The sequence below is a fragment of the Levilactobacillus suantsaii genome (assembly GCF_004115745.1).
Classification (GTDB): Bacteria; Bacillota; Bacilli; order Lactobacillales; family Lactobacillaceae; genus Levilactobacillus; species Levilactobacillus suantsaii.
In genome coordinates this window covers 134,195-152,519 of the sequence record NZ_QXIL01000002.1, presented here as the reverse complement: position 1 = coordinate 152,519, position 18,325 = coordinate 134,195, and the positions used below count along the sequence as shown (strand labels likewise).

The 18,325-nt window shown below is 48.3% G+C and carries 34 protein-coding genes; all 34 read left to right on the top strand.

Features of this window, described 5'->3' with window-relative positions:
- The first annotated feature begins 81 nt into the window (after positions 1 to 81).
- The 34 genes from rpsJ to rplM all read left to right on the top strand — a co-directional run bounded on the left by rpsJ (position 82) and on the right by rplM (position 18,317).
- Positions 82 to 390 carry a 30S ribosomal protein S10 gene (gene rpsJ / locus DXH47_RS01785; RefSeq protein ID WP_129031369.1) on the top strand — a complete coding sequence of 103 codons (309 nt, stop codon included), beginning with the start codon at positions 82 to 84 and terminating at the stop codon, positions 388 to 390.
- Between the two features lie 43 nt (positions 391 to 433).
- Positions 434 to 1,084, top strand: a complete 651-nt coding sequence (gene rplC, locus DXH47_RS01780; protein WP_129031368.1) for a 50S ribosomal protein L3 — start codon at positions 434 to 436, stop codon at positions 1,082 to 1,084.
- Positions 1,085 to 1,105: 21 nt separating this feature from the next.
- Positions 1,106 to 1,729 (top strand): 50S ribosomal protein L4, encoded by a 624-nt coding sequence (rplD, locus tag DXH47_RS01775; protein ID WP_129031367.1) that lies wholly within the window; start codon positions 1,106 to 1,108, stop codon positions 1,727 to 1,729.
- Complete coding sequence (gene rplW / locus DXH47_RS01770) at positions 1,729 to 2,016, top strand: 50S ribosomal protein L23 (RefSeq protein WP_129031366.1); 288 nt, start codon at positions 1,729 to 1,731, stop codon at positions 2,014 to 2,016. Before rplD ends, rplW begins: the two co-directional genes overlap by 1 nt.
- A 29-nt stretch (positions 2,017 to 2,045) precedes the next feature.
- A complete protein-coding gene (rplB, locus tag DXH47_RS01765) occupies positions 2,046 to 2,894 on the top strand; it encodes a 50S ribosomal protein L2 (RefSeq protein WP_129031365.1) in 849 nt (282 codons plus the stop codon).
- A 76-nt stretch (positions 2,895 to 2,970) separates the two neighbouring features.
- Positions 2,971 to 3,249 (top strand): 30S ribosomal protein S19, encoded by a 279-nt coding sequence (gene rpsS, locus DXH47_RS01760; RefSeq protein ID WP_129031364.1) that lies wholly within the window; start codon positions 2,971 to 2,973, stop codon positions 3,247 to 3,249.
- A 13-nt stretch (positions 3,250 to 3,262) separates the two neighbouring features.
- Positions 3,263 to 3,619 (top strand): 50S ribosomal protein L22, encoded by a 357-nt coding sequence (rplV, locus tag DXH47_RS01755; RefSeq protein ID WP_129031363.1) that lies wholly within the window; start codon positions 3,263 to 3,265, stop codon positions 3,617 to 3,619.
- A 3-nt stretch (positions 3,620 to 3,622) separates the two neighbouring features.
- A complete protein-coding gene (rpsC, locus tag DXH47_RS01750) occupies positions 3,623 to 4,279 on the top strand; it encodes a 30S ribosomal protein S3 (RefSeq protein ID WP_129031362.1) in 657 nt (218 codons plus the stop codon).
- 2 nt (positions 4,280 to 4,281) lie between these two features.
- Complete coding sequence (gene rplP, locus DXH47_RS01745; RefSeq protein ID WP_129031361.1) at positions 4,282 to 4,716, top strand: 50S ribosomal protein L16; 435 nt, start codon at positions 4,282 to 4,284, stop codon at positions 4,714 to 4,716.
- Positions 4,706 to 4,900 (top strand): 50S ribosomal protein L29, encoded by a 195-nt coding sequence (gene rpmC / locus DXH47_RS01740; RefSeq protein ID WP_129031360.1) that lies wholly within the window; start codon positions 4,706 to 4,708, stop codon positions 4,898 to 4,900. The genes rplP and rpmC overlap by 11 nt, the downstream gene beginning before the upstream one ends.
- 27 nt (positions 4,901 to 4,927) lie before the next feature.
- Positions 4,928 to 5,194, top strand: coding sequence for a 30S ribosomal protein S17 (rpsQ, locus tag DXH47_RS01735; RefSeq protein WP_129031359.1), 267 nt, complete (start codon positions 4,928 to 4,930; stop codon positions 5,192 to 5,194).
- 50 nt (positions 5,195 to 5,244) lie between these two features.
- A complete protein-coding gene (gene rplN, locus DXH47_RS01730) occupies positions 5,245 to 5,613 on the top strand; it encodes a 50S ribosomal protein L14 (RefSeq protein WP_129031358.1) in 369 nt (122 codons plus the stop codon).
- A gap of 35 nt (positions 5,614 to 5,648) precedes the next feature.
- The gene (gene rplX, locus DXH47_RS01725) at positions 5,649 to 5,960 is read left to right on the top strand and encodes a 50S ribosomal protein L24 (RefSeq protein WP_129031357.1); all 312 of its coding nucleotides are present in this window, start codon (positions 5,649 to 5,651) and stop codon (positions 5,958 to 5,960) included.
- A 26-nt stretch (positions 5,961 to 5,986) separates the two neighbouring features.
- Positions 5,987 to 6,529: a 50S ribosomal protein L5 gene (gene rplE, locus DXH47_RS01720; protein ID WP_129031356.1), complete on the top strand. Its 543-nt coding sequence runs from the start codon at positions 5,987 to 5,989 to the stop codon at positions 6,527 to 6,529.
- Positions 6,530 to 6,549: 20 nt separating this feature from the next.
- Complete coding sequence (locus tag DXH47_RS01715) at positions 6,550 to 6,735, top strand: type Z 30S ribosomal protein S14 (RefSeq protein ID WP_010621638.1); 186 nt, start codon at positions 6,550 to 6,552, stop codon at positions 6,733 to 6,735.
- A gap of 33 nt (positions 6,736 to 6,768) precedes the next feature.
- A complete protein-coding gene (gene rpsH, locus DXH47_RS01710) occupies positions 6,769 to 7,167 on the top strand; it encodes a 30S ribosomal protein S8 (protein WP_129031355.1) in 399 nt (132 codons plus the stop codon).
- A gap of 30 nt (positions 7,168 to 7,197) precedes the next feature.
- Positions 7,198 to 7,734 (top strand): 50S ribosomal protein L6, encoded by a 537-nt coding sequence (rplF, locus tag DXH47_RS01705; RefSeq protein WP_129031354.1) that lies wholly within the window; start codon positions 7,198 to 7,200, stop codon positions 7,732 to 7,734.
- 37 nt (positions 7,735 to 7,771) lie between these two features.
- Positions 7,772 to 8,137, top strand: a complete 366-nt coding sequence (gene rplR / locus DXH47_RS01700; RefSeq protein WP_318531335.1) for a 50S ribosomal protein L18 — start codon at positions 7,772 to 7,774, stop codon at positions 8,135 to 8,137.
- A 23-nt stretch (positions 8,138 to 8,160) separates the two neighbouring features.
- A complete protein-coding gene (rpsE, locus tag DXH47_RS01695; RefSeq protein WP_129031352.1) occupies positions 8,161 to 8,664 on the top strand; it encodes a 30S ribosomal protein S5 in 504 nt (167 codons plus the stop codon).
- A 14-nt stretch (positions 8,665 to 8,678) separates the two neighbouring features.
- Complete coding sequence (gene rpmD / locus DXH47_RS01690; RefSeq protein ID WP_129031351.1) at positions 8,679 to 8,861, top strand: 50S ribosomal protein L30; 183 nt, start codon at positions 8,679 to 8,681, stop codon at positions 8,859 to 8,861.
- 35 nt (positions 8,862 to 8,896) lie between these two features.
- Complete coding sequence (gene rplO / locus DXH47_RS01685) at positions 8,897 to 9,331, top strand: 50S ribosomal protein L15 (protein ID WP_129031350.1); 435 nt, start codon at positions 8,897 to 8,899, stop codon at positions 9,329 to 9,331.
- Entirely contained in the window at positions 9,331 to 10,641 is a 1,311-nt protein-coding gene (gene secY / locus DXH47_RS01680; RefSeq protein WP_129031349.1) for a preprotein translocase subunit SecY, read from the top strand. The genes rplO and secY overlap by 1 nt, the downstream gene beginning before the upstream one ends.
- 92 nt (positions 10,642 to 10,733) lie before the next feature.
- Positions 10,734 to 11,387: an adenylate kinase gene (locus tag DXH47_RS01675; RefSeq protein WP_318531334.1), complete on the top strand. Its 654-nt coding sequence runs from the start codon at positions 10,734 to 10,736 to the stop codon at positions 11,385 to 11,387.
- A gap of 159 nt (positions 11,388 to 11,546) precedes the next feature.
- On the top strand, positions 11,547 to 11,765 hold the full coding sequence (gene infA, locus DXH47_RS01670; RefSeq protein ID WP_011668477.1) for a translation initiation factor IF-1: 219 nt from the start codon (positions 11,547 to 11,549) through the stop codon (positions 11,763 to 11,765).
- Positions 11,766 to 11,794: 29 nt separating this feature from the next.
- Positions 11,795 to 11,914, top strand: coding sequence for a 50S ribosomal protein L36 (rpmJ, locus tag DXH47_RS01665; RefSeq protein ID WP_008855781.1), 120 nt, complete (start codon positions 11,795 to 11,797; stop codon positions 11,912 to 11,914).
- A gap of 25 nt (positions 11,915 to 11,939) precedes the next feature.
- The gene (gene rpsM, locus DXH47_RS01660; RefSeq protein WP_129031347.1) at positions 11,940 to 12,305 is read left to right on the top strand and encodes a 30S ribosomal protein S13; all 366 of its coding nucleotides are present in this window, start codon (positions 11,940 to 11,942) and stop codon (positions 12,303 to 12,305) included.
- A gap of 30 nt (positions 12,306 to 12,335) precedes the next feature.
- Positions 12,336 to 12,725 (top strand): 30S ribosomal protein S11, encoded by a 390-nt coding sequence (gene rpsK / locus DXH47_RS01655; RefSeq protein WP_129031346.1) that lies wholly within the window; start codon positions 12,336 to 12,338, stop codon positions 12,723 to 12,725.
- 87 nt (positions 12,726 to 12,812) lie between these two features.
- Positions 12,813 to 13,763, top strand: coding sequence for a DNA-directed RNA polymerase subunit alpha (locus DXH47_RS01650; RefSeq protein WP_129031345.1), 951 nt, complete (start codon positions 12,813 to 12,815; stop codon positions 13,761 to 13,763).
- 30 nt (positions 13,764 to 13,793) lie between these two features.
- On the top strand, positions 13,794 to 14,177 hold the full coding sequence (gene rplQ / locus DXH47_RS01645) for a 50S ribosomal protein L17 (RefSeq protein WP_129031344.1): 384 nt from the start codon (positions 13,794 to 13,796) through the stop codon (positions 14,175 to 14,177).
- Between the two features lie 268 nt (positions 14,178 to 14,445).
- Positions 14,446 to 15,315 carry an energy-coupling factor ABC transporter ATP-binding protein gene (locus DXH47_RS01640; protein ID WP_129031343.1) on the top strand — a complete coding sequence of 290 codons (870 nt, stop codon included), beginning with the start codon at positions 14,446 to 14,448 and terminating at the stop codon, positions 15,313 to 15,315.
- Positions 15,261 to 16,136, top strand: coding sequence for an energy-coupling factor ABC transporter ATP-binding protein (locus DXH47_RS01635; protein ID WP_129031342.1), 876 nt, complete (start codon positions 15,261 to 15,263; stop codon positions 16,134 to 16,136). Before DXH47_RS01640 ends, DXH47_RS01635 begins: the two co-directional genes overlap by 55 nt.
- On the top strand, positions 16,129 to 16,929 hold the full coding sequence (locus tag DXH47_RS01630; protein ID WP_129031341.1) for an energy-coupling factor transporter transmembrane component T family protein: 801 nt from the start codon (positions 16,129 to 16,131) through the stop codon (positions 16,927 to 16,929). Before DXH47_RS01635 ends, DXH47_RS01630 begins: the two co-directional genes overlap by 8 nt.
- A gap of 8 nt (positions 16,930 to 16,937) precedes the next feature.
- On the top strand, positions 16,938 to 17,735 hold the full coding sequence (gene truA / locus DXH47_RS01625; RefSeq protein ID WP_129031340.1) for a tRNA pseudouridine(38-40) synthase TruA: 798 nt from the start codon (positions 16,938 to 16,940) through the stop codon (positions 17,733 to 17,735).
- A gap of 138 nt (positions 17,736 to 17,873) precedes the next feature.
- Entirely contained in the window at positions 17,874 to 18,317 is a 444-nt protein-coding gene (gene rplM, locus DXH47_RS01620) for a 50S ribosomal protein L13 (protein ID WP_129031339.1), read from the top strand.
- The last annotated feature ends 8 nt before the right edge of the window (positions 18,318 to 18,325 follow it).

Genomic DNA, 18,325 nt, shown 5'->3' with positions numbered 1-18,325 from the left:
CCGGCCGCATTGCCATGAGGGCGTGGCGGGAATTCACACGGAGTTAGTCTTATTTTTAAAATAGACGAAGGAGGGAACACAATGGCAAAACAAAAAATTCGGATTCGGTTGAAGGCTTACGAACACCGTATCTTGGATCAATCAGCAGAAAAGATTGTTGAAACGGCGAAGAGAACTGGTGCTGGCATTTCTGGCCCAATCCCATTGCCGACTGAACGGACGGTCTACACTGTCTTACGTTCACCGCATAAGTTCAAGGACTCGCGTGAACAGTTCGAAATGCGGACGCACAAGCGTCTGATTGATATCGTTAACCCAACGCCAAAGACGGTCGACTCATTAATGAAGCTTGACCTGCCTAGCGGTGTGGACATCGAAATCAAGTTATAATTTAGTACCAAAATCTAAAAAACATTAAATCGGAGGTGTACTCATGACCACTAAAGGAATCTTAGGGAAAAAGGTCGGGATGACGCAAGTCTTCACTGATGCTGGTGAATTGATCCCCGTGACTGTTGTCGAAGCAACGCCCAACGTTGTGTTGCAAGTTAAGACGATGGAAAACGACGGTTACAATGCCATTCAACTTGGCTACCAGGACAAGCGTGAAGTTCTTAGCAACAAGCCCGAACAAGGTCATGTAGCAAAAGCAAACACGACTCCTAAGCGCTTCATTCGTGAATTCAAAGATGTTGAGCTGGGAGATTACAAGGTAGCTGACGAAGTTAAGGTCGACGTCTTCCAGACGGGCGACATCGTTGACGTCACTGGTGTCACTAAAGGTCATGGATACCAAGGTAACGTCCACAAAGACGGTCAAAGCCGGGGCCCTGAAACCCACGGTTCTCGTTATCACCGTCGTCCAGGTTCTCTGGGTGCCATCATCAACCGGGTTTTCCCTGGGATGAAGCTTCCAGGTCGGATGGGTAACAAGCGTGTTACGATCCAAAACCTGCAAATCGTTAAGGCTGACGTTGACAACAACGTTCTGCTGATCAAGGGTAACGTGCCAGGTGCTAACAAGTCACTCGTTGTTGTCAAGAGTGCTGTTCGTCCGCCACGTCCTAAGCAATCTGAAAAATAAATCGGAAGGGAGGATAATTAAATGACAAGCGTAGCATTATACAAACAAGATGGTAGCCAAAACGGCGACGTAACCTTGAATGCTGATATCTTCGGCATCGAGCCTAACGAAAATGTCGTTTTCGACACGATTTTGATGCAACGAGCTTCCTTACGTCAAGGAACCCACGCCGTTAAGAACCGGAGTGCTGTTCGTGGCGGTGGTAAGAAGCCATGGCGTCAAAAGGGTACTGGTCGGGCACGTCAAGGTTCCATCCGTTCCCCACAATGGGTCGGTGGTGGTGTGGTCTTTGGCCCTACCCCTCGTTCCTACAGTTACCGCCTTCCTAAGAAGGTTGGTCGTTTAGCACTTAAGTCCGTTCTTTCCCAAAAGGTTCTGGATGAAAGCTTGGTCGTTGTTGACGGCTTGGCCTTCGATGCACCTAAGACGAAAGAATTTGCTGCTGTGCTGACTGGTTTGAATGTCACGACCAAGACGTTAGTGGTCTTAGAAGACGACAACACGACGGCTGCTTTAGCTGCTCGTAACTTGGCTAACGTTAAGGTTATCCCAGCGAAGAGTTTAAACGTCTTAGACGTTGCGAACGCGGATAAGTTAGTGATTACTCAACCAGCTCTTTCTCAAGTAGAGGAGGTGCTCGCATAATGGAAGCACGCGACATTATCTTACGTCCCGTTGTCACTGAAGCAACGATGGCAACCATGGACGACAAGCGTTACACTTTCGATGTTGATGTCCGGGCAACCAAGACGCAAGTCAAGCACGCCATCGAAGAAATCTTCGACGTGAAGGTTGTTAAGGTCAACATCATGAACTTAAAGGGTAAGAAGAAGCGTCAAGGACGTTACGAAGGCTACACTAAGAAGCGTCGTAAGGCCATTGTCAGCTTATCTGCCGACTCAAAAGAAATCAAATTATTCAACGAAGAATAATATCCTGATAAATATAGGAGGGAAATAACGTGGCGATTAAGAGATACAAACCAACAAGTAATGGTCGTCGGAACATGACGAGCTTGGTTTACAAAGACGTCATCACTAAGACGACTCCTGAAAAATCATTGCTTGCTTCACAAAGCCACACCGCTGGCCGGAACAACGCCGGTCGGATGACGGTTCGTCATCGTGGCGGTGGTAACAAGCGCCAATACCGGATCATCGATTTCAAGCGAATCAAAGATGATGTTCCTGCAACGGTTAAGGCCATCGAATATGATCCTAACCGGACGGCTAACATTGCTTTACTGGTCTATGCTGATGGGGTAAAATCCTACATCTTAGCACCTAAGGGCTTAAAGGTGGGCGACCAAGTTCAATCTGGTCCCGAAGCTGATATCAAGACTGGTAACACGTTACCATTGAAGAACATTCCGTTTGGAACGGTTATTCACAACATTGAATTGAAGCCAGGTAAGGGTGGCCAATTGGTCCGCTCCGCTGGGACTTCCGCACAACTTTTAGGTAAGGCCAACGATGACAAGTATGTCTTGGTTCGTTTATCTTCCGGTGAAGTTCGGATGATCTTAGGCGCTAACCGGGCAACCATCGGTGCAGTTGGTAACGAAGAACACGAATTAATCAACGTTGGTAAAGCCGGCCGGACTCGTTGGGCTGGTCAACGTCCTCACGTTCGTGGGTCTGTTATGAACCCTAACGATCACCCTCATGGTGGTGGTGAAGGTAAAGCACCAGTCGGGATGCCATCTCCTCTGTCCCCATGGGGTAAGAAGACGGTTGGTAAGAAGACTCGTAAGAAGAAGAACCGGACCGACAAGTTTATTGTTCGTCGTCGTAAGGGTTCTAAGATGTAATTATCCGTTTCAACGGATAATTGATACCGGGTGTCATCGTTTAAACGATGCGCCACAAGTAGAGGAGGTTTCATAAATGGGTCGTAGTTTAAAAAAGGGACCTTTCGCCGATGCGCACTTGCTGAAGAAAATCGATGCGCAAAAGGATCAAGATAAGAAGGCCGTCATTAAGACCTGGTCCCGCCGGTCTACTATTTTTCCTAGCTTCATTGGTTACACCATTGCTGTTTATGACGGACGGAAGCATGTCCCAGTTTACATCCAAGAAGACATGGTGGGCCACAAGTTAGGCGAGTTCGTACCAACGCGGACCTTCCATGGTCACGGTGGCGACGACAAGAAAACTGCACGATAAGGAGGATTAACTAATGGCTGAACAAGTTACATCAGCACAAGCGACTGCTAAAACGGTGCGCATTGCTGCTCGTAAGGTCCGTCTGGTTATCGACCTTATCCGCGGTAAGAGCGTTGCTGAAGCACTAGCTATCCTTAAGTTCACACCCCGTGGTGCTTCACCGGCTGTGACTAAGGTTTTAAACTCTGCAATTGCGAATGCAGAAAACAATTTTGACTTAGATCGTCAAGATTTAGTTGTTAGCGAAGCCTATGTCAACGAAGGACCAACCCTCAAGCGGTTCCGTCCTCGTGCCAAAGGTTCTGCTTCACCAATCAACAAGCGTACGAGTCACATTACGGTTGTTGTATCTGAAAAAGAGGAGGGATAACGCGTGGGTCAAAAAGTAAATCCAACCGGATTACGGGTCGGTATTATTCGTGACTGGGAAGCAAAGTGGTATGCTGAAAAAGATTTTGCTGCTTACTTACGAGAAGACCTTCAAATTCGTAAATTCATCGAAAAGCGTCTTGAAGATGCTTCCGTTTCAACTGTTGAGATCGAACGGGCTGCTAACCGGGTCAACATCTCGATTCACACTGCCAAGCCAGGAATGGTCATTGGTAAGGGTGGTTCCGAAGTTGAAAACCTGCGGAAAGAATTAAACGCCTTGACTGGCAAGCGAGTTCACATTAACATTGTGGAAATCAAGAAGCCAGACTTGGATGCCAAGTTAGTTGGCGAAAACATTGCTCGTCAATTGGAAGGCCGGGTTGCTTTCCGTCGGGCAATGCGTCAAACGATGCAACGCACGATGCGTTCTGGTGCTAAGGGTATCAAGACGCAAGTTTCAGGCCGGTTAAACGGTGCTGATATGTCCCGTGTTGAATCCTACGCTGATGGTACGGTTCCGTTGCACACGTTACGGGCCGACATCGATTACGCTTGGGTAGAAGCGCACACGACTTACGGTTCCATCGGGGTTAAGACCTGGATCTACCGTGGTGAAATTTTACCTGAAAAGAAAGATAACGGACAAGGAGGGAAATAAGCATGCTGGTACCTAAGCGAGTAAAGTTCCGTCGTGTCCACCGTGGTAAGCTTCGTGGTGAAGCTAAGGGTGGCAAGAGTGTTGCCTTTGGTGACTACGGTTTGCAGGCTCTGGATTCCCATTGGATTTCCAACCGTCAAATTGAAGCTGCCCGTGTTGCGGTCACGCGGTATATGAAGCGTGGTGGGAAAGTTTGGATCAAGATTTTCCCTCACAAATCCTACACTGAAAAAGGTGTTGGGGTTCGGATGGGTAATGGTAAAGGTGCGCCAGCTGGCTGGGTTGCCCCAGTTAAGCGTGGTAAGGTAATGTTCGAAGTTGGTGGCGTTGATGAAGCGACTGCCCGCGAAGCCTTACGTCTGGCTGCCATGAAACTTCCCGTTCGTACTAAGATTTTAACCCGAGAGGAAGTAGGTGGCGAATCTAATGAAGACTAAAGACATCAATGAATTAACCACTGCTGAAATGCTCGATAAAGAAAAGAGCTACAAGGACGAATTGTTTAACTTGCGGTTCCAATTAGCCACTGGTCAGTTGGAAAACACCGCTCGGTTGAAGCAGGTTCGGAGAAACATTGCACGCATCAAGACTGTTCTGCGTCAACAAGAGCTGAACAAGTAGAATACGATAAAGGGAGGCCAATAATACATGAGTGATGTACGTAATCACCGTAAGGTATACCGCGGTCGCGTTGAATCCGACAAGATGGACAAAACGATCACGGTCGTCGTTTCAACGACGAAGACTGATGCACGGTACGGCAAGCGGGTCAAGTACTCCAAGAAGTACAAGGCACATGATGAGAACAACGAAGCCCAAACTGGCGACATCGTTGAAATCATGGAAACGCGGCCACTGTCTGCCACTAAGCGGTTCCGTTTAGTTGACATTGTTGAAAAAGCAGTCATTATTTAAGTGTCGTTTTTATCGTATTCTGAACTAGAACTGAAGGGAGGACACTAGCTGTGATCCAACAAGAAAGTCGCTTAAAGGTTGCCGATAACTCCGGCGCCCGGGAAATCCTGACGATCAAGGTTCTGGGTGGCTCTAAGCGTCGCTACGCCGGAATCGGTGATGTCATCGTTGCTACTGTCAAACAAGCAACACCAGGTGGCGTTGTCAAAAAGGGTGATGTGGTTAAGGCTGTTATCGTACGGACGAAGTCTCGTGTTCGGCGGACTGACGGAACTTACATCAGTTTTGATGAAAATGCTGCAGTGCTGATTAAAGACGACAAGAGCCCACAGGGGACTCGGATCTTTGGCCCAGTTGCTCGTGAATTACGGGACAACGACTACATGAAGATCATCTCATTAGCACCCGAAGTACTATAATCAAGAAACGTGTAAACAAGGAGGTGCCTACAGGAATGCTTATTAAAACTGGTGACAAGGTCCGCGTGATCGCTGGCAAGGATAAGGGCAAGGAAGGAACTGTGTCCAAGGTCTTATTTGCTAAGAACCGCGTGATTGTCAAAGGCGTCAACATGATTAAGAAACACCAAAAGGCTTCACAAACGAACCCTCAAGGCGGAATTCTTGATGTTGAAGCACCAATTCACGCATCCAATGTTATGTTTATCGATCCATCGAACAACGAACCAACCCGGCTTGGCGTTCGCATCGAAGATGGTCACAAGGTCCGGTTTGCTAAAAAATCCGGCGAAACCATCGACAAATAAATCCACGGAAGGAGGAATAACATTTCATGTCAGCTCGTTTAAAAGAAAAGTACGTAAATGATATCACACCATCTTTGGTGGAGAAATTCAACTACAGTTCTGTGATGCAAACCCCTAAGATCGACAAGATCGTCTTGAACATGGGTGTTGGTGACGCGGTTGCCAACGCTAAGAACCTGGACGAAGCCGTTGAAGAACTCGGATTGATTTCTGGTCAAAAGCCATTGGTTACTAAGGCCAAGAAATCCATCGCGACCTTCCGTCTTCGTGAAGGTATGTCCATTGGGGCCAAGGTTACCCTTCGTGGTGACCGGATGTATGAATTTCTGGATAAGTTGATCAACGTGTCATTGCCACGTGTTCGTGACTTCCACGGTGTTAGCACCCGTTCTTTTGATGGACGTGGGAACTACACGTTGGGGGTTAAGGAACAATTGATCTTCCCAGAAATCAATTTCGACAACGTTAACCGTGTTCGTGGTTTGGACATCGTTATCGTTACGACGGCAAACACTGATGAAGAGTCTCATGAATTACTGGCTCAATTCGGCATGCCGTTTGCACACTAATATAAGGAGGTTCACACAAATTGGCTAAGAAATCTCAAATTGCTAAGAACAAGCGTCCTGCGAAGTTCTCTACTCAGAATTATACTCGTTGCGAACGTTGTGGACGTCCACACTCTGTTTATCAAAAGTTCCATCTTTGCCGGATCTGCCTACGCGAATTAGCCCACAAGGGTCAAATTCCTGGCATGAAGAAGGCTAGCTGGTAAACCGATTTTTAAACAAAGGGAGGGAAAACGTTAATGTCCATGACTGATCCAATTGCAGACTTCTTGACGCGGATTCGTAACGCCAACATGGTTCGTCACGAATCACTCGAAGTACCTGCATCAAAAATTAAACGTGACATCGCTGAAATCCTGAAGCGTGAAGGATTTATCCGCAACGTCGAATACATCGACGACGACAAGCAAGGCATCATTCGTGTCTTCTTGAAGTACGGTAAGGATAACCAACGCGTCATCAGTGGTTTGAAGCGTATTTCGAAGCCAGGTTTACGTTCATACGTGAAGTCTGACGCCGTACCAAAGGTATTGAACGGTTTAGGTATCGCCATTATCTCCACCTCTGAAGGGGTTATTACTGATAAAGAAGCGCGGGCCAAGAAAATCGGTGGCGAAGTTCTCGCCTACATTTGGTAAAAATCTTATAAAGACAGGAGGTGCCTTATAGTGAGTCGTATTGGTTATAAAACAGTTGTCATTCCTGCTGGTGTAGAAGTTAAGCGCGATGGCGACGAAGTTACGGTCAAGGGTCCTAAGGGTTCCTTAACGCGGACTTTCGCAACTGAAATTTCGATGAAGATCAGTGACGGTGAAGTTAACTTTGACCGTCCTGATAATGACAACAAGACGCGGGCTATGCACGGAACTCAACGTGCGAACTTAAACAACATGGTCGAAGGAGTCGTTAACGGCTTTGCCAAGACCTTGAAGCTTGTCGGTGTTGGGTACCGGGTTCAATTGAAGGGTTCAGACCTGATCTTGAGCGTTGGTTACTCCAACCCAGTTCACATGGAAGTTCCAGAAGGCCTGGACGTTAAGGTTCCAGACAACACCACCATCAACATTGCTGGTATCAGCAAGCAAGGTGTTGGTGACTTCGCTGCCGAAGTTCGTGCCGTTCGTTCCCCAGAACCTTACAAGGGTAAAGGGATCCGTTACGAAAACGAATACGTTCGGATTCGTGAAGGTAAGACCGGTAAGTAAACTTAAAGCAGCTTAATTGCTGAAATTTTTCAAAGAGGTGACTATTTTGATTACGAAACCAGATAAAAACAAGACGCGTCAAAAGCGTCATGGACGTGTCCGGAACAAAATTTCTGGTAATGCAGAACGCCCACGCTTAAACGTTTTCCGCTCTAACAAAAACATCTACGCTCAAGTAATTGATGACGTAGCGGGTGTAACGCTTGTTAGTGCCTCGACGTTAGATGACGGTGTTAGTGGCGACAACAAGACCGAACAAGCTGCGGCTGTTGGGGCTTTAGTTGCTAAGCGTGCCGTTGAAAAGAAGATTGAAAATGTTGTGTTTGACCGTGGCGGGTACTTGTACCATGGCCGTGTTCAAGCGCTTGCGGAAGCTGCTCGTGAAAACGGGCTTAAATTTTAATAGGTAAGGAGGAATAACCACACATGGCAAAGTTTATTGATCCCGATAAGTTGGAACTAGAAGACAACGTTGTTGCTATCAACCGGATTACTAAGGTTGTTAAAGGTGGTCGGCGTCTGCGTTTTGCTGCCCTGGTCATTGTCGGCGACAAGAACGGTCACGTTGGCTTCGGTACTGGTAAAGCACAAGAAGTTCCCGAAGCAATCCGGAAGGGCGTTGAAGCCGCTCGGAAAAACTTGATCGAAGTTCCAATCGTGGGAACGACCATTCCTCACGAAGTTATTGGAAACTACGGTGGTGGGAAGACGTTATTGAAGCCTGCTGCTGAAGGTTCTGGAGTTGCTGCTGGTGGTGCCGTTCGTTCCGTCATGGAATTAGCCGGTGTTTCCGATGTAACGTCCAAGCGTTTAGGATCCAACACGCCAGTTAACGCTGTTCGTGCAACGTTTGAAGGCTTGGCCCAATTAAAGCGTGCTGAAGAAGTAGCTGCCCTCCGGGGTGTCTCCCTTCAACACTTAGCTGAATAAGGAGGAGTTTTAAGATGGCTCAATTGAAAGTTACTTTAATTCATAGTGCTGCCCACCGCCTCCCTAAGCAGCGGAAAATCGTTGAGGCTTTAGGTTTGAAACGAATCAACAGTTCTGTTTTACAACCTGATAACGAAGCGACTCGCGGTGCGCTTTTCCCAATCGCACATTTAATTAAGGTTGAAGAAGTTAAGTAGTATTCATATCATTAAATAAGGAGGTGCGCAATAGCATGAAGTTGAATGAACTAAAACCTGCTGAAGGCTCACGGAAGGTTCGTAACCGAGTTGGCCGTGGTGATTCTTCTGGTAACGGTAAGACCTCTGGTCGGGGCCAAAAGGGTCAAAAAGCGCGGAGCAAGACTCGTTTGGGCTTTGAAGGTGGCCAAATGCCATTGTACCGTCGGATTCCAAAGCGTGGGTTTACCAACATTAACCGTAAGGAATTTGCTGTCGTAAACCTGTCTGCTTTGAACGTTTTTGATGACGGCGCTGAAGTTACGCCAGCTGCCTTAGTTGAAGCTGGTATCGTGAAAAACGAAAAGGCTGGCATCAAGGTCTTGGGTAACGGAGACTTGACGAAGAAGTTGACGGTTAAGGCCGCTAAATTCTCCAAGTCCGCCGCTCAAGCCATTGAAGCTGCTGGTGGTAAGACTGAGGTGATTTAATGCTATCAAGCTTGAAAAACGCCTTTAAGATTAAAGACATTCGTAATAAGATTCTCTTTACTCTACTGGTTTTGATCGTCTTTCGTCTCGGAACGTATATTACGGTTCCGGGCATCAATGCGGAGGCCCTTCAAAGCGTTGCGTCTTCTGGATTGGTTAGTATTTTAGATACCTTTAGTGGTGGTGGGTTGACCAACTATTCCATCTTTGCGATGGGGGTCTCCCCGTACATCACGGCACAAATCGTTATTCAATTGTTACAAATGGACATCGTTCCGCGTTTCGTGGAATGGAGTAAGCAAGGTGACGTGGGTCGCCGGAAATTAAATCAAGCCACGCGATACCTCGCGATTGTCTTGGCTTTCTTTCAATCTATTGGGATCACGGCCGGTTTCAGTGCGTTAAGCTCACTGAAATTGGTTGAAAGCCCCAGCGTGACAACGTACGTTTCTATCGGGATCATTTTGACCGGTGGGACGATGTTGACCACTTGGATGGGGGATATGATTACCGACCGCGGATTAGGTAATGGGATTTCGATGATTATCTTCGCCGGGATTATTGCCCGGACACCGAAGTCGGTGTACCAAATTTACCAAACTTACTTCGTCGATGCCGATAAAGGAACGTTATGGAAGAGTGTCTTGTTCATTGTTGCTATGATTGTTCTGGTCTTGATCATCGTGACGTTTGTCACCTGGGTCCAACAGGCCGAACGGCGAGTGCCAATTCAATACACGCGGCGGGTGTCTGGGTCACCAGATAGCAGTTACCTTCCATTAAAGGTCAACGTGGCCGGAGTTATCCCCGTTATCTTTGCGAGTTCGTTTATTGCCACGCCGCAAACTATTTTGATGGCGTTCCAAAATGCACACTCTCAAGACACGTGGTACCAAGTTCTTTCCGACGTCTTCAACATGCAAACGTTAGATGGTGCGATTTTGTACACCGTTCTGATCATTGTGTTCACGTTCTTCTACGCGTTCGTTCAAGTTAACCCCGAGAAGTTATCTGAAAACTTGCAAAAGCAAGGCAGTTACATTCCTGGTGTTTGGCCTGGTCACGAAACGCAATCATATGTTTCCAGTTTGTTGATGCGCCTGAGTACCGTTGGGTCGCTCTTCCTTGGATTCATATCCTTAATTCCGTTGTTAGCCCAAAACCTATGGGACTTAGATGAGTCGATTGGGTTAGGGGGTACTAGCCTCTTGATCGTGGTTGGTGTGGCCATCGAGACGATGCGTCAAGTTGACGGATTGATGATGAAGCGCGAATACGTTGGCTTTATCCAAGGTCCAGAACCAGCTTAATGAGTTTCCAGCGGGTGTGTTGAATCCTTTTGGCACACCTGCTTGTGTTTTTCAGGCTAAGTTAACGAATAAGGAGAGCGAACATGACAGCAATGAACTTAATTCTAATGGGTCTGCCGGGTGCCGGTAAGGGCACACAGGCTCAAAAGATTATCGATGAATTCCATTTACCCCACATCTCAACGGGAGATATCTTCCGCGATGCGATGAAGAATGAGACCGAGATGGGTGTGGCCGCGAAGAAGTACATCGATAAAGGTGAATTGGCTCCCGATGAAGTGACAAATGGAATCGTGCGTGATCGGTTAGCCCAGGATGATACCCAAGCAGGTTACATGTTGGATGGCTTCCCGCGTTCCCTGGCTCAAGCTCAAGCCCTTGACAGCTTTGGTCCTGAATTGGACCGGACCGTCAACGGGGTCATCAACATTCACGTTGAACCTGACGTGTTAGTTGAACGCTTGTCCGGACGGTACATTTGTCGGACTTGTGGGGCCACGTACCATAAGCTCTACAATAACCCGAAAGTTGCAGGCACGTGTGATGTTTGTGGCGGACATGATTTCTATCAGCGCGAAGATGATAAGCCGGCAACGGTGAAGAATCGCTTGGCGGTAAACCTGAAGGCCAACACGCCGTTAGTTGATTACTACACCAAGAAGGGGTTACTCTACACGGTTGATGGTAACCGCGACATCGATGACGTTTACGTCGACATCGAAAAAATCCTTAAAGCGTTGAAGTAAACCTGAATCTTGCTTTGTTAAAGCATGTATGGTAAGATTATTCAGGTTTAGCCTGTAAATGGCGCACTGCCGCAATTCGCAGGTGCTCGGTGAGGGCAAATTGGTGTTCTCACCGCTTTTCCGCGTAGTTGATACGCAATTATTAAGGGAGGTACTTTCGTGGCGAAAAGCGATGTCATTGAGGTTGAAGGTAAAGTTACCGAAACATTACCTAACGCGATGTTTCGGGTAGAATTAGAAAACGGTCATGAAATTCTCGCTCACGTTTCGGGTAAGATTCGGATGCATTACATCCGCATTCTGCCTGGTGATCGAGTAACTGTTGAAATGTCACCGTATGACTTGTCTAAGGGCCGGATTACGTATCGTTTTAAGTAACCGGTAGGACAAAAGTAGGAGGGTTATTCATGAAAGTAAGACCATCAGTTAAGCCAATGTGCGAACACTGCAAGGTTATCAAGCGTAAGGGTCGAGTAATGATTATTTGCTCTGCCAACCCAAAGCACAAACAACGTCAGGGTAAGTAATTTAATTTAATAGGAGGTGCAAGTAATGCCACGTATTGCAGGAGTGGATTTACCACGTGATAAGCGTATCGCTTATGGTTTGACCTACATTTTCGGAATCGGAATCAACACGGCACATAAGATTGTTGCTGATGCTGGGGTTGCCGAAGACGTTCGGGTTCGTGATTTAACGCCGGACCAAGAAGATAAGGTGCGGGCCGAAGTTGATAAGTACCGTGTTGAAGGTGACTTACGTCGTGAAGTTAGCTTGAACATCAAGAACTTACAAGAAATCGGGTCATACCGGGGTATGCGTCACCGTCGTGGATTGCCCGTTCGCGGTCAACACACGAAGAACAACGCGCGGACTCGTAAGGGTAAAGCCGTTACGATTGCCGGCAAGAAGAAGTAATTCAGTAAGTAAGGGAGGTCAAACACTTTTATGGCAACTAGAAGAACTAGTCGCAAGCGTCGGGTCAAAAAGGATATTGAATCCGGGGTTGCGCACATTCATGCTACGTTTAACAACACTTTAGTGATGATCACTGACGTTCAAGGGAACGCAATTGCTTGGTCATCTGCAGGTGCTTTAGGTTTCAAAGGTAGTCGGAAGTCAACGCCATTTGCTGCTCAAATGGCTGCTGAAGCCGCTGCTAAGGCTTCGATGGAACACGGGGTTAAGTCCGTGGAAGTCGCTGTTAAGGGTCCAGGTTCAGGACGTGAAGCCGCTATTCGGGCTATCCAAGCAGCTGGTATCGAAGTTACGGCTATTCGTGATGTGACGCCAGTGCCACATAACGGTACTCGTCCTCCAAAGCGTCGTCGGGTCTAACGTGAGCGTTTCATTTATGAAGATTGCCTTCATGATGGGATTGACTTATAGGAGCTCAACGCGGTTTGAAAGGGGTAAACGATAAGAATGATTGAATTTGAAAAGCCTAACATTCATAAAATTGACGAGAGCAGTAACTACGGCAAGTTTATTGTTGAACCGTTGGAACGGGGCTATGGGACGACCTTAGGGAACTCATTGCGTCGGATTCTGCTTTCTTCATTACCTGGTGCAGCCGTCACCAGCATTCAAATCGACGGGGTTCTGCATGAATTTTCGACTATCGAAGGTGTCGTTGAAGACGTTACGCAGATCATCTTAAACGTCAAGAAGATCGCGCTGAAGCTTAACGGGGCCGATGATCAAGAAGAAACCATGGAGATCAACGTTAAGGGGCCTGCACAAGTTACTGCTGGTGACATTGTTGCGGGAGCGGATGTCGATGTGTTGAACCCAGACCTGTACATTGCGACGGTCGCTGACGGGGCAACCTTCCACATGCGCATGACGGCCGATAAGGGTCGCGGTTATGTTTCTGCGGACGAAAACAAGACGCGGAATACGGAAATGCCAATTGGCGTTTTAGCCGTTGATTCGATTTACACCCCCATCGAACGGGTTAACTACCAAGTAGAGAATGCACGGGTCGGCCAACGGGCTGACTATGATAAATTGACCCTGGATGTTTGGACAAACGGTTCAATCAATCCGAGCGAAGCCATTTCTCTGGCTGCAAAGATCTTGACTGAGCATTTAGCGATGTTCGTTGATTTGACCGACGAAGCCAAGAACGCTGAAATCATGGTTGAAAAGGAAGAAACTCATAAGGAAAAGATGCTCGAGATGACCATCGAAGAGCTCGACTTATCCGTTCGTTCTTACAACTGTTTGAAGCGGGCTGGCATCAACACGGTGCAAGAATTGACTAACAAGACCGAAGCGGACATGATGAAAGTTCGTAACCTGGGTCGCAAGTCTCTGGAAGAAGTTAAGACTAAGTTAGCTGATTTAGGCTTATCACTTCGGAAAGAAGACTAATTTTAGATACTCAAAGGAGGGTTTCTGGTTATGAGTTACCGTAAATTACAACGGACTAGTTCTCAACGGAAGGCTTTGTTGCGTGATTTGACCACTAGTTTAATTTTAAATGGTCGGATCGAAACGACTGAAGCACGTGCCAAGGAAGTTCGCAAGTCGGCGGACCAAATGATCACCTTGGGTAAGCAAGGCGACTTGCACGCACGGCGTCAGGCGGCAACGTTCATTCGTAACGTGGTTGCCGATGTTAAGGAAGATGGCGATGACATCAAAATCACTAGTGCATTGCAAAAGCTATTCAGCGAATTAGCACCGAAGTACGCGGATCGTAACGGTGGTTACACGCGGATCTTAAAGACGATGCCTCGTCGCGGTGATGGTGCTGCAATGGCAATTTTGGAATTTGTTGACTAATTTTTAATTAATCGCGAGTCCGGGCTGGTCACGCCACCGTAGTGTGTGACAACTGGTAACACATAAATCACTAGAACCATGTGGTATAGAGCGCTATGATGATGGAGTTTCCTAGTCTAGCTTGAATGGGGGCGAAAGCCTCAGCGCCGCTGGTTTGTTAGTGATTTTTTTTGTACGCTTTTTTATGATGCGGGCAAAAATTGCGTTGATGAAGAATTCTTTGGTATAATTAGCGGTGACTTTTTCAAAGGGAGCGACGGACCAACGGATGGAAAATATAATTGAAGTACATCAGCTATCATATCAGTACCCCGATGCCAGTGAGCGCCCCGCCTTGAATCAAATCAGTTTTGACGTTCGGGCGGGGGAGTGGTTGGCCATCGTCGGCCATAATGGGAGCGGCAAGTCCACCCTGGCCAAGGCAATTGACGGGCTCTTACCGTTCACGGAAGGAGAAGTTATTGTCGGCGGGGTCGCACTCACGGCGGACACGGTCTGGCAAGTTCGTCACCAAATTGGGATGATCTTTCAAAATCCAGATAACCAGTTCGTGGGGGCCACGGTCGAAGACGACGTGGCGTTCGGGCTGGAAAACCGGCAGGTCCCGCGTGATCAGATGATCAAACAAGTGGCCGAGGCCTTACAACGGGTCGGCATGGCCGACTTTGCCCAACGGGCGCCCAGTTCGCTTTCGGGGGGGCAGAAGCAACGGGTGGCTTTAGCGGGAATTGTGGCCGTAGCGCCGAAGATTTTAATCTTAGACGAGGCGACAAGTATGTTAGATCCGCAAGGTCGCCAAGCGATGCTAGCGTTGGTACGCGAGTTACACGAGACGCAACATTTGACCGTGATTTCGATTACCCATGATATTGATGAAGCGGCGAGTGCCAACCGAATCCTAGTGGTCGATGACGGTCGACTGGTCCAAGAGGATTCCCCGGCCGCTATCTTCGCTCAAGGGGAACGCCTCATCGAGTTGGGGTTGGACGTCCCCTTCACCGCAAAATTAGCCACGGCATTACGACAACGTGGCATCACGCCGCCCAGTGGCTATCAGACAACTGCAGAAATGGAGGAATGGTTGTGGCAATCACTTTCGAACACGTCGGCTACACCTACCAAGCCAACACACCCTTAGCGACTCCGGCTTTGACTGACGTGTCATTCACGGTCCCTGACCATGGCTATTTGGCCATCATTGGCCATACTGGGAGCGGGAAGTCGACTTTGATCCAACAGCTCAACGCGCTGTTGAAACCCACCACGGGGCAACTCACGGTCGACCAGTTCACCGTGACGCCTACGACCACCAACGCCGATTTAAAACCGTTGCGGCGGCACGTGGGCATGGTCTTTCAATTTCCTGAAAGTCAACTCTTTGCGGAAACCATCCGCCAAGACATTGCCTTTGGGCCACAGAACTTCGGCTTAGACCCGGATAAAGCGTTAAAGTTAGCCGATGAGATGTTAGCCTTAGTGGGTTTAGACGCTAGTTATGCTCAACGTTCGCCCTTTGAGCTATCGGGAGGACAGATGCGGCGGGTCGCTATCGCCGGTGTTTTAGCGATGCATCCCAAGGTGTTGGTCCTCGATGAACCCACGGCGGGCCTTGATCCCCAGGGGCGGCAAGAAATGATGTCTCTGTTTGAACGCTTGCACCGTGAACAGGGGTTGACCATTGTTTTGGTGACCCACCAAATGGAAGACGTGGCTCAGTACGCCGAACAGGTCGCCGTGATGCAACACGGGACCTTGTTACGGGTCGGAACACCACAGGAGATTTTTAGCGATGTGGCGTGGTTACGGACTGCTGATTTGGATCTTCCTCGAGCGGCGCAATTTGCCCAAAAATTGGCACAACGTGGCGTAAATTGGCCGCAGGGGCTACCGTTAACTGCGGACGATTTAGCAGCTCAGCTGGCCGCGCAGTGGTCAACCAAGGGGGTGGACCATGTCTAAGTTTCTTTTTGGGCGGTATTTACCGCTCAACTCCATCGTTCACCGCTTAGACCCCCGGAATAAGCTATTATTGAGTTTTTGTTATATTATTCTGGTTTTCCTGGCGAACAATTGGTTAAGCTACTTGATTTTGATTGCGTTCACCCTGGGGGCGATTCGGGCCTCGACGATTCCATTACGGATCTTTGTCCGGGGGATTCGGCCGTTGATTTGGTTGATTCTCTTTACCGTGGCGCTGCAATTGCTTTTTAGTCCAACGGGGGGCCACGTCTACTTTCATTGGACCTTCATCAACGTTACGCAATACGGGGTCGTCAATGCGGGGTACATCTTCATTCGGTTCTTACTGATTATCACGATGTCCACGCTGCTGACCCTGTCGACGCAACCGTTGGACATTGCGACTGGCTTAGCGTCACTGATGAAGCCATTACGGTGGGTACGCGTCCCAGTCGATACACTAGCGATGATGCTGTCGATTGCTTTGCGGTTCGTGCCTACCTTGATGGATGAAGCCCAAAAGATTATGAACGCTCAGCGGGCCCGCGGTGTCGATTTCGGTGAGGGAGGCTTGATCAAACAGGCCAAAGCCCTATTACCCTTGATGGTCCCGCTGTTTATCAGTGCTTTTAACCGCGCTGAAGATTTGTCGATTGCGATGGAAGCGCGGGGATATCAAGACAGTGAGCATCGCAGTCAGTACCGTATTTTAACTTGGCAACGACGGGATACGGTGACCTGGCTGATTTTTGCCTTAGGCTTAGCCTTGATTTTGATTTGCCGTCGTTGGTAGGAGAAAAAATGCAACGTTACAAAGTGACATTAATGTATGACGGGACCGCTTTTGCGGGGTTCCAACGTCAACCAAATAAACGGACCGTGGAAGGCGTTTTGACCAAGGTCGTCAATAAGATGGCCAAGAACCCGACCCCCGCCATTGGCGTTTATGGGTCTGGGCGCACCGATGCGGGTGTCCACGCCTTAGCGCAGGTGGTCCACTTTGATTTGCCGTTTAATATTCCGGCAGAGAGTATGCGTAAAGGACTCAACAGTCTATTACCGATGGACATGGAAGTGACCCACGTTGACCTCGTGGCTGCCGATTTTCACGCCCGTTATGATGTGTCGGGGAAACGCTACCTGTACCGGATGGATTTGGGTGAATTTCGTAATCCGTTCAAACGTAACTACACCGGTCACTGGAAGTTTCCCATTGATTTGGCGAAAATTAACACGGCCCTCCAGGATTTAGTGGGGGAACACGATTACACCAGTTTCGTGGCATCGGGGGCGCAGACCCGGACCTTCGTGCGCACCATTTACGAAGCCACCTGTCACGTAGATCAGCACAACAACGAATTGATTTTTGAGTTCTACGGGAACGGCTTCATGTACAACCAGATTCGGATCATGGTGGGTGTGTTGGTCGAGATTGGATCCGGGACCCGCCCGGTGCACGATGTGTTGCGACTGTATCAGGTCAAGGACCGCAAACAGGCGCAACGGACCGCCCCGGCGGCGGGCTTGTATCTCAAACATGTCTATTACATGGGTGAGGACCCGCAACACCCAACGAAATTACCGCCACACCAACGCTAAATTTAGCTAAGGGACCAAACAATCATTGACTTTAAGGTGAAAACTTTGTATCATAGTCGTTGGTATTGTTTGCCCCACGATAAGCCCCGGAAAGTTTACTTGGTGTCAGACAAACACAGATTTATGGAGGAATTTAACGTGCGCACAACATATATTGCAAAACCCGGCGACATTGACCGTAAATGGTATATCGTCGACGCAACCGACGTTAGCTTAGGTCGGCTTGCTTCCGTCGTCGCAACTGTCTTACGTGGTAAGAATAAGCCAACGTTCACCCCTAACGTGGACACTGGTGACAACGTGATTGTAATCAACGCCAGCAAGATTGCCTTGACTGGTCGGAAAGCAACTCACAAGATCTACTACCACCATACGCAATTTGCTGGTGGCTTGAAGTCACGGACTGCCGGTAACTTCCGGGATGAAAACCCAGAAAAATTGATCGAAACTTCTGTTCAAGGCATGCTTCCTAAGGGTTCATTAGGTCACCAAATGGCATTAAAGCTTCACGTGTATGCTGGTGAAGACCACAAGCACGAAGCCCAAAAGCCAGAAGTATTAGACATTACGAACCTAATTTAAGGAGGAAA

Bases quoted from the DNA above. Each gene is read 5' to 3' on its own strand.
- rplQ (WP_129031344.1), top strand. From the start codon at position 13,794: ATGAGTTACCGTAAATTACAACGGACTAGTTCTCAACGGAAGGCTTTG.
- DXH47_RS01650 (WP_129031345.1), top strand. From the start codon at position 12,813: ATGATTGAATTTGAAAAGCCTAACATTCATAAAATTGACGAGAGCAGT.
- secY (WP_129031349.1), top strand. From the start codon at position 9,331: ATGCTATCAAGCTTGAAAAACGCCTTTAAGATTAAAGACATTCGTAAT.
- rplP (WP_129031361.1), top strand. From the start codon at position 4,282: ATGCTGGTACCTAAGCGAGTAAAGTTCCGTCGTGTCCACCGTGGTAAG.
- rpmC (WP_129031360.1), top strand. From the start codon at position 4,706: ATGAAGACTAAAGACATCAATGAATTAACCACTGCTGAAATGCTCGAT.
- rpmD (WP_129031351.1), top strand. From the start codon at position 8,679: ATGGCTCAATTGAAAGTTACTTTAATTCATAGTGCTGCCCACCGCCTC.
- rpsQ (WP_129031359.1), top strand. From the start codon at position 4,928: ATGAGTGATGTACGTAATCACCGTAAGGTATACCGCGGTCGCGTTGAA.
- rpsS (WP_129031364.1), top strand. From the start codon at position 2,971: ATGGGTCGTAGTTTAAAAAAGGGACCTTTCGCCGATGCGCACTTGCTG.
- rpsK (WP_129031346.1), top strand. From the start codon at position 12,336: ATGGCAACTAGAAGAACTAGTCGCAAGCGTCGGGTCAAAAAGGATATT.
- DXH47_RS01675 (WP_318531334.1), top strand. From the start codon at position 10,734: ATGAACTTAATTCTAATGGGTCTGCCGGGTGCCGGTAAGGGCACACAG.
- DXH47_RS01630 (WP_129031341.1), top strand. From the start codon at position 16,129: ATGTCTAAGTTTCTTTTTGGGCGGTATTTACCGCTCAACTCCATCGTT.
- rpmJ (WP_008855781.1), top strand. From the start codon at position 11,795: ATGAAAGTAAGACCATCAGTTAAGCCAATGTGCGAACACTGCAAGGTT.
- rpsE (WP_129031352.1), top strand. From the start codon at position 8,161: ATGGCAAAGTTTATTGATCCCGATAAGTTGGAACTAGAAGACAACGTT.
- rplX (WP_129031357.1), top strand. From the start codon at position 5,649: ATGCTTATTAAAACTGGTGACAAGGTCCGCGTGATCGCTGGCAAGGAT.
- rplD (WP_129031367.1), top strand. From the start codon at position 1,106: ATGACAAGCGTAGCATTATACAAACAAGATGGTAGCCAAAACGGCGAC.
- rplO (WP_129031350.1), top strand. From the start codon at position 8,897: ATGAAGTTGAATGAACTAAAACCTGCTGAAGGCTCACGGAAGGTTCGT.
- DXH47_RS01640 (WP_129031343.1), top strand. From the start codon at position 14,446: ATGGAAAATATAATTGAAGTACATCAGCTATCATATCAGTACCCCGAT.
- rpsJ (WP_129031369.1), top strand. From the start codon at position 82: ATGGCAAAACAAAAAATTCGGATTCGGTTGAAGGCTTACGAACACCGT.
- rplC (WP_129031368.1), top strand. From the start codon at position 434: ATGACCACTAAAGGAATCTTAGGGAAAAAGGTCGGGATGACGCAAGTC.
- rplW (WP_129031366.1), top strand. From the start codon at position 1,729: ATGGAAGCACGCGACATTATCTTACGTCCCGTTGTCACTGAAGCAACG.
- rplV (WP_129031363.1), top strand. From the start codon at position 3,263: ATGGCTGAACAAGTTACATCAGCACAAGCGACTGCTAAAACGGTGCGC.
- rplE (WP_129031356.1), top strand. From the start codon at position 5,987: ATGTCAGCTCGTTTAAAAGAAAAGTACGTAAATGATATCACACCATCT.
- rpsM (WP_129031347.1), top strand. From the start codon at position 11,940: ATGCCACGTATTGCAGGAGTGGATTTACCACGTGATAAGCGTATCGCT.
- truA (WP_129031340.1), top strand. From the start codon at position 16,938: ATGCAACGTTACAAAGTGACATTAATGTATGACGGGACCGCTTTTGCG.
- rpsH (WP_129031355.1), top strand. From the start codon at position 6,769: ATGTCCATGACTGATCCAATTGCAGACTTCTTGACGCGGATTCGTAAC.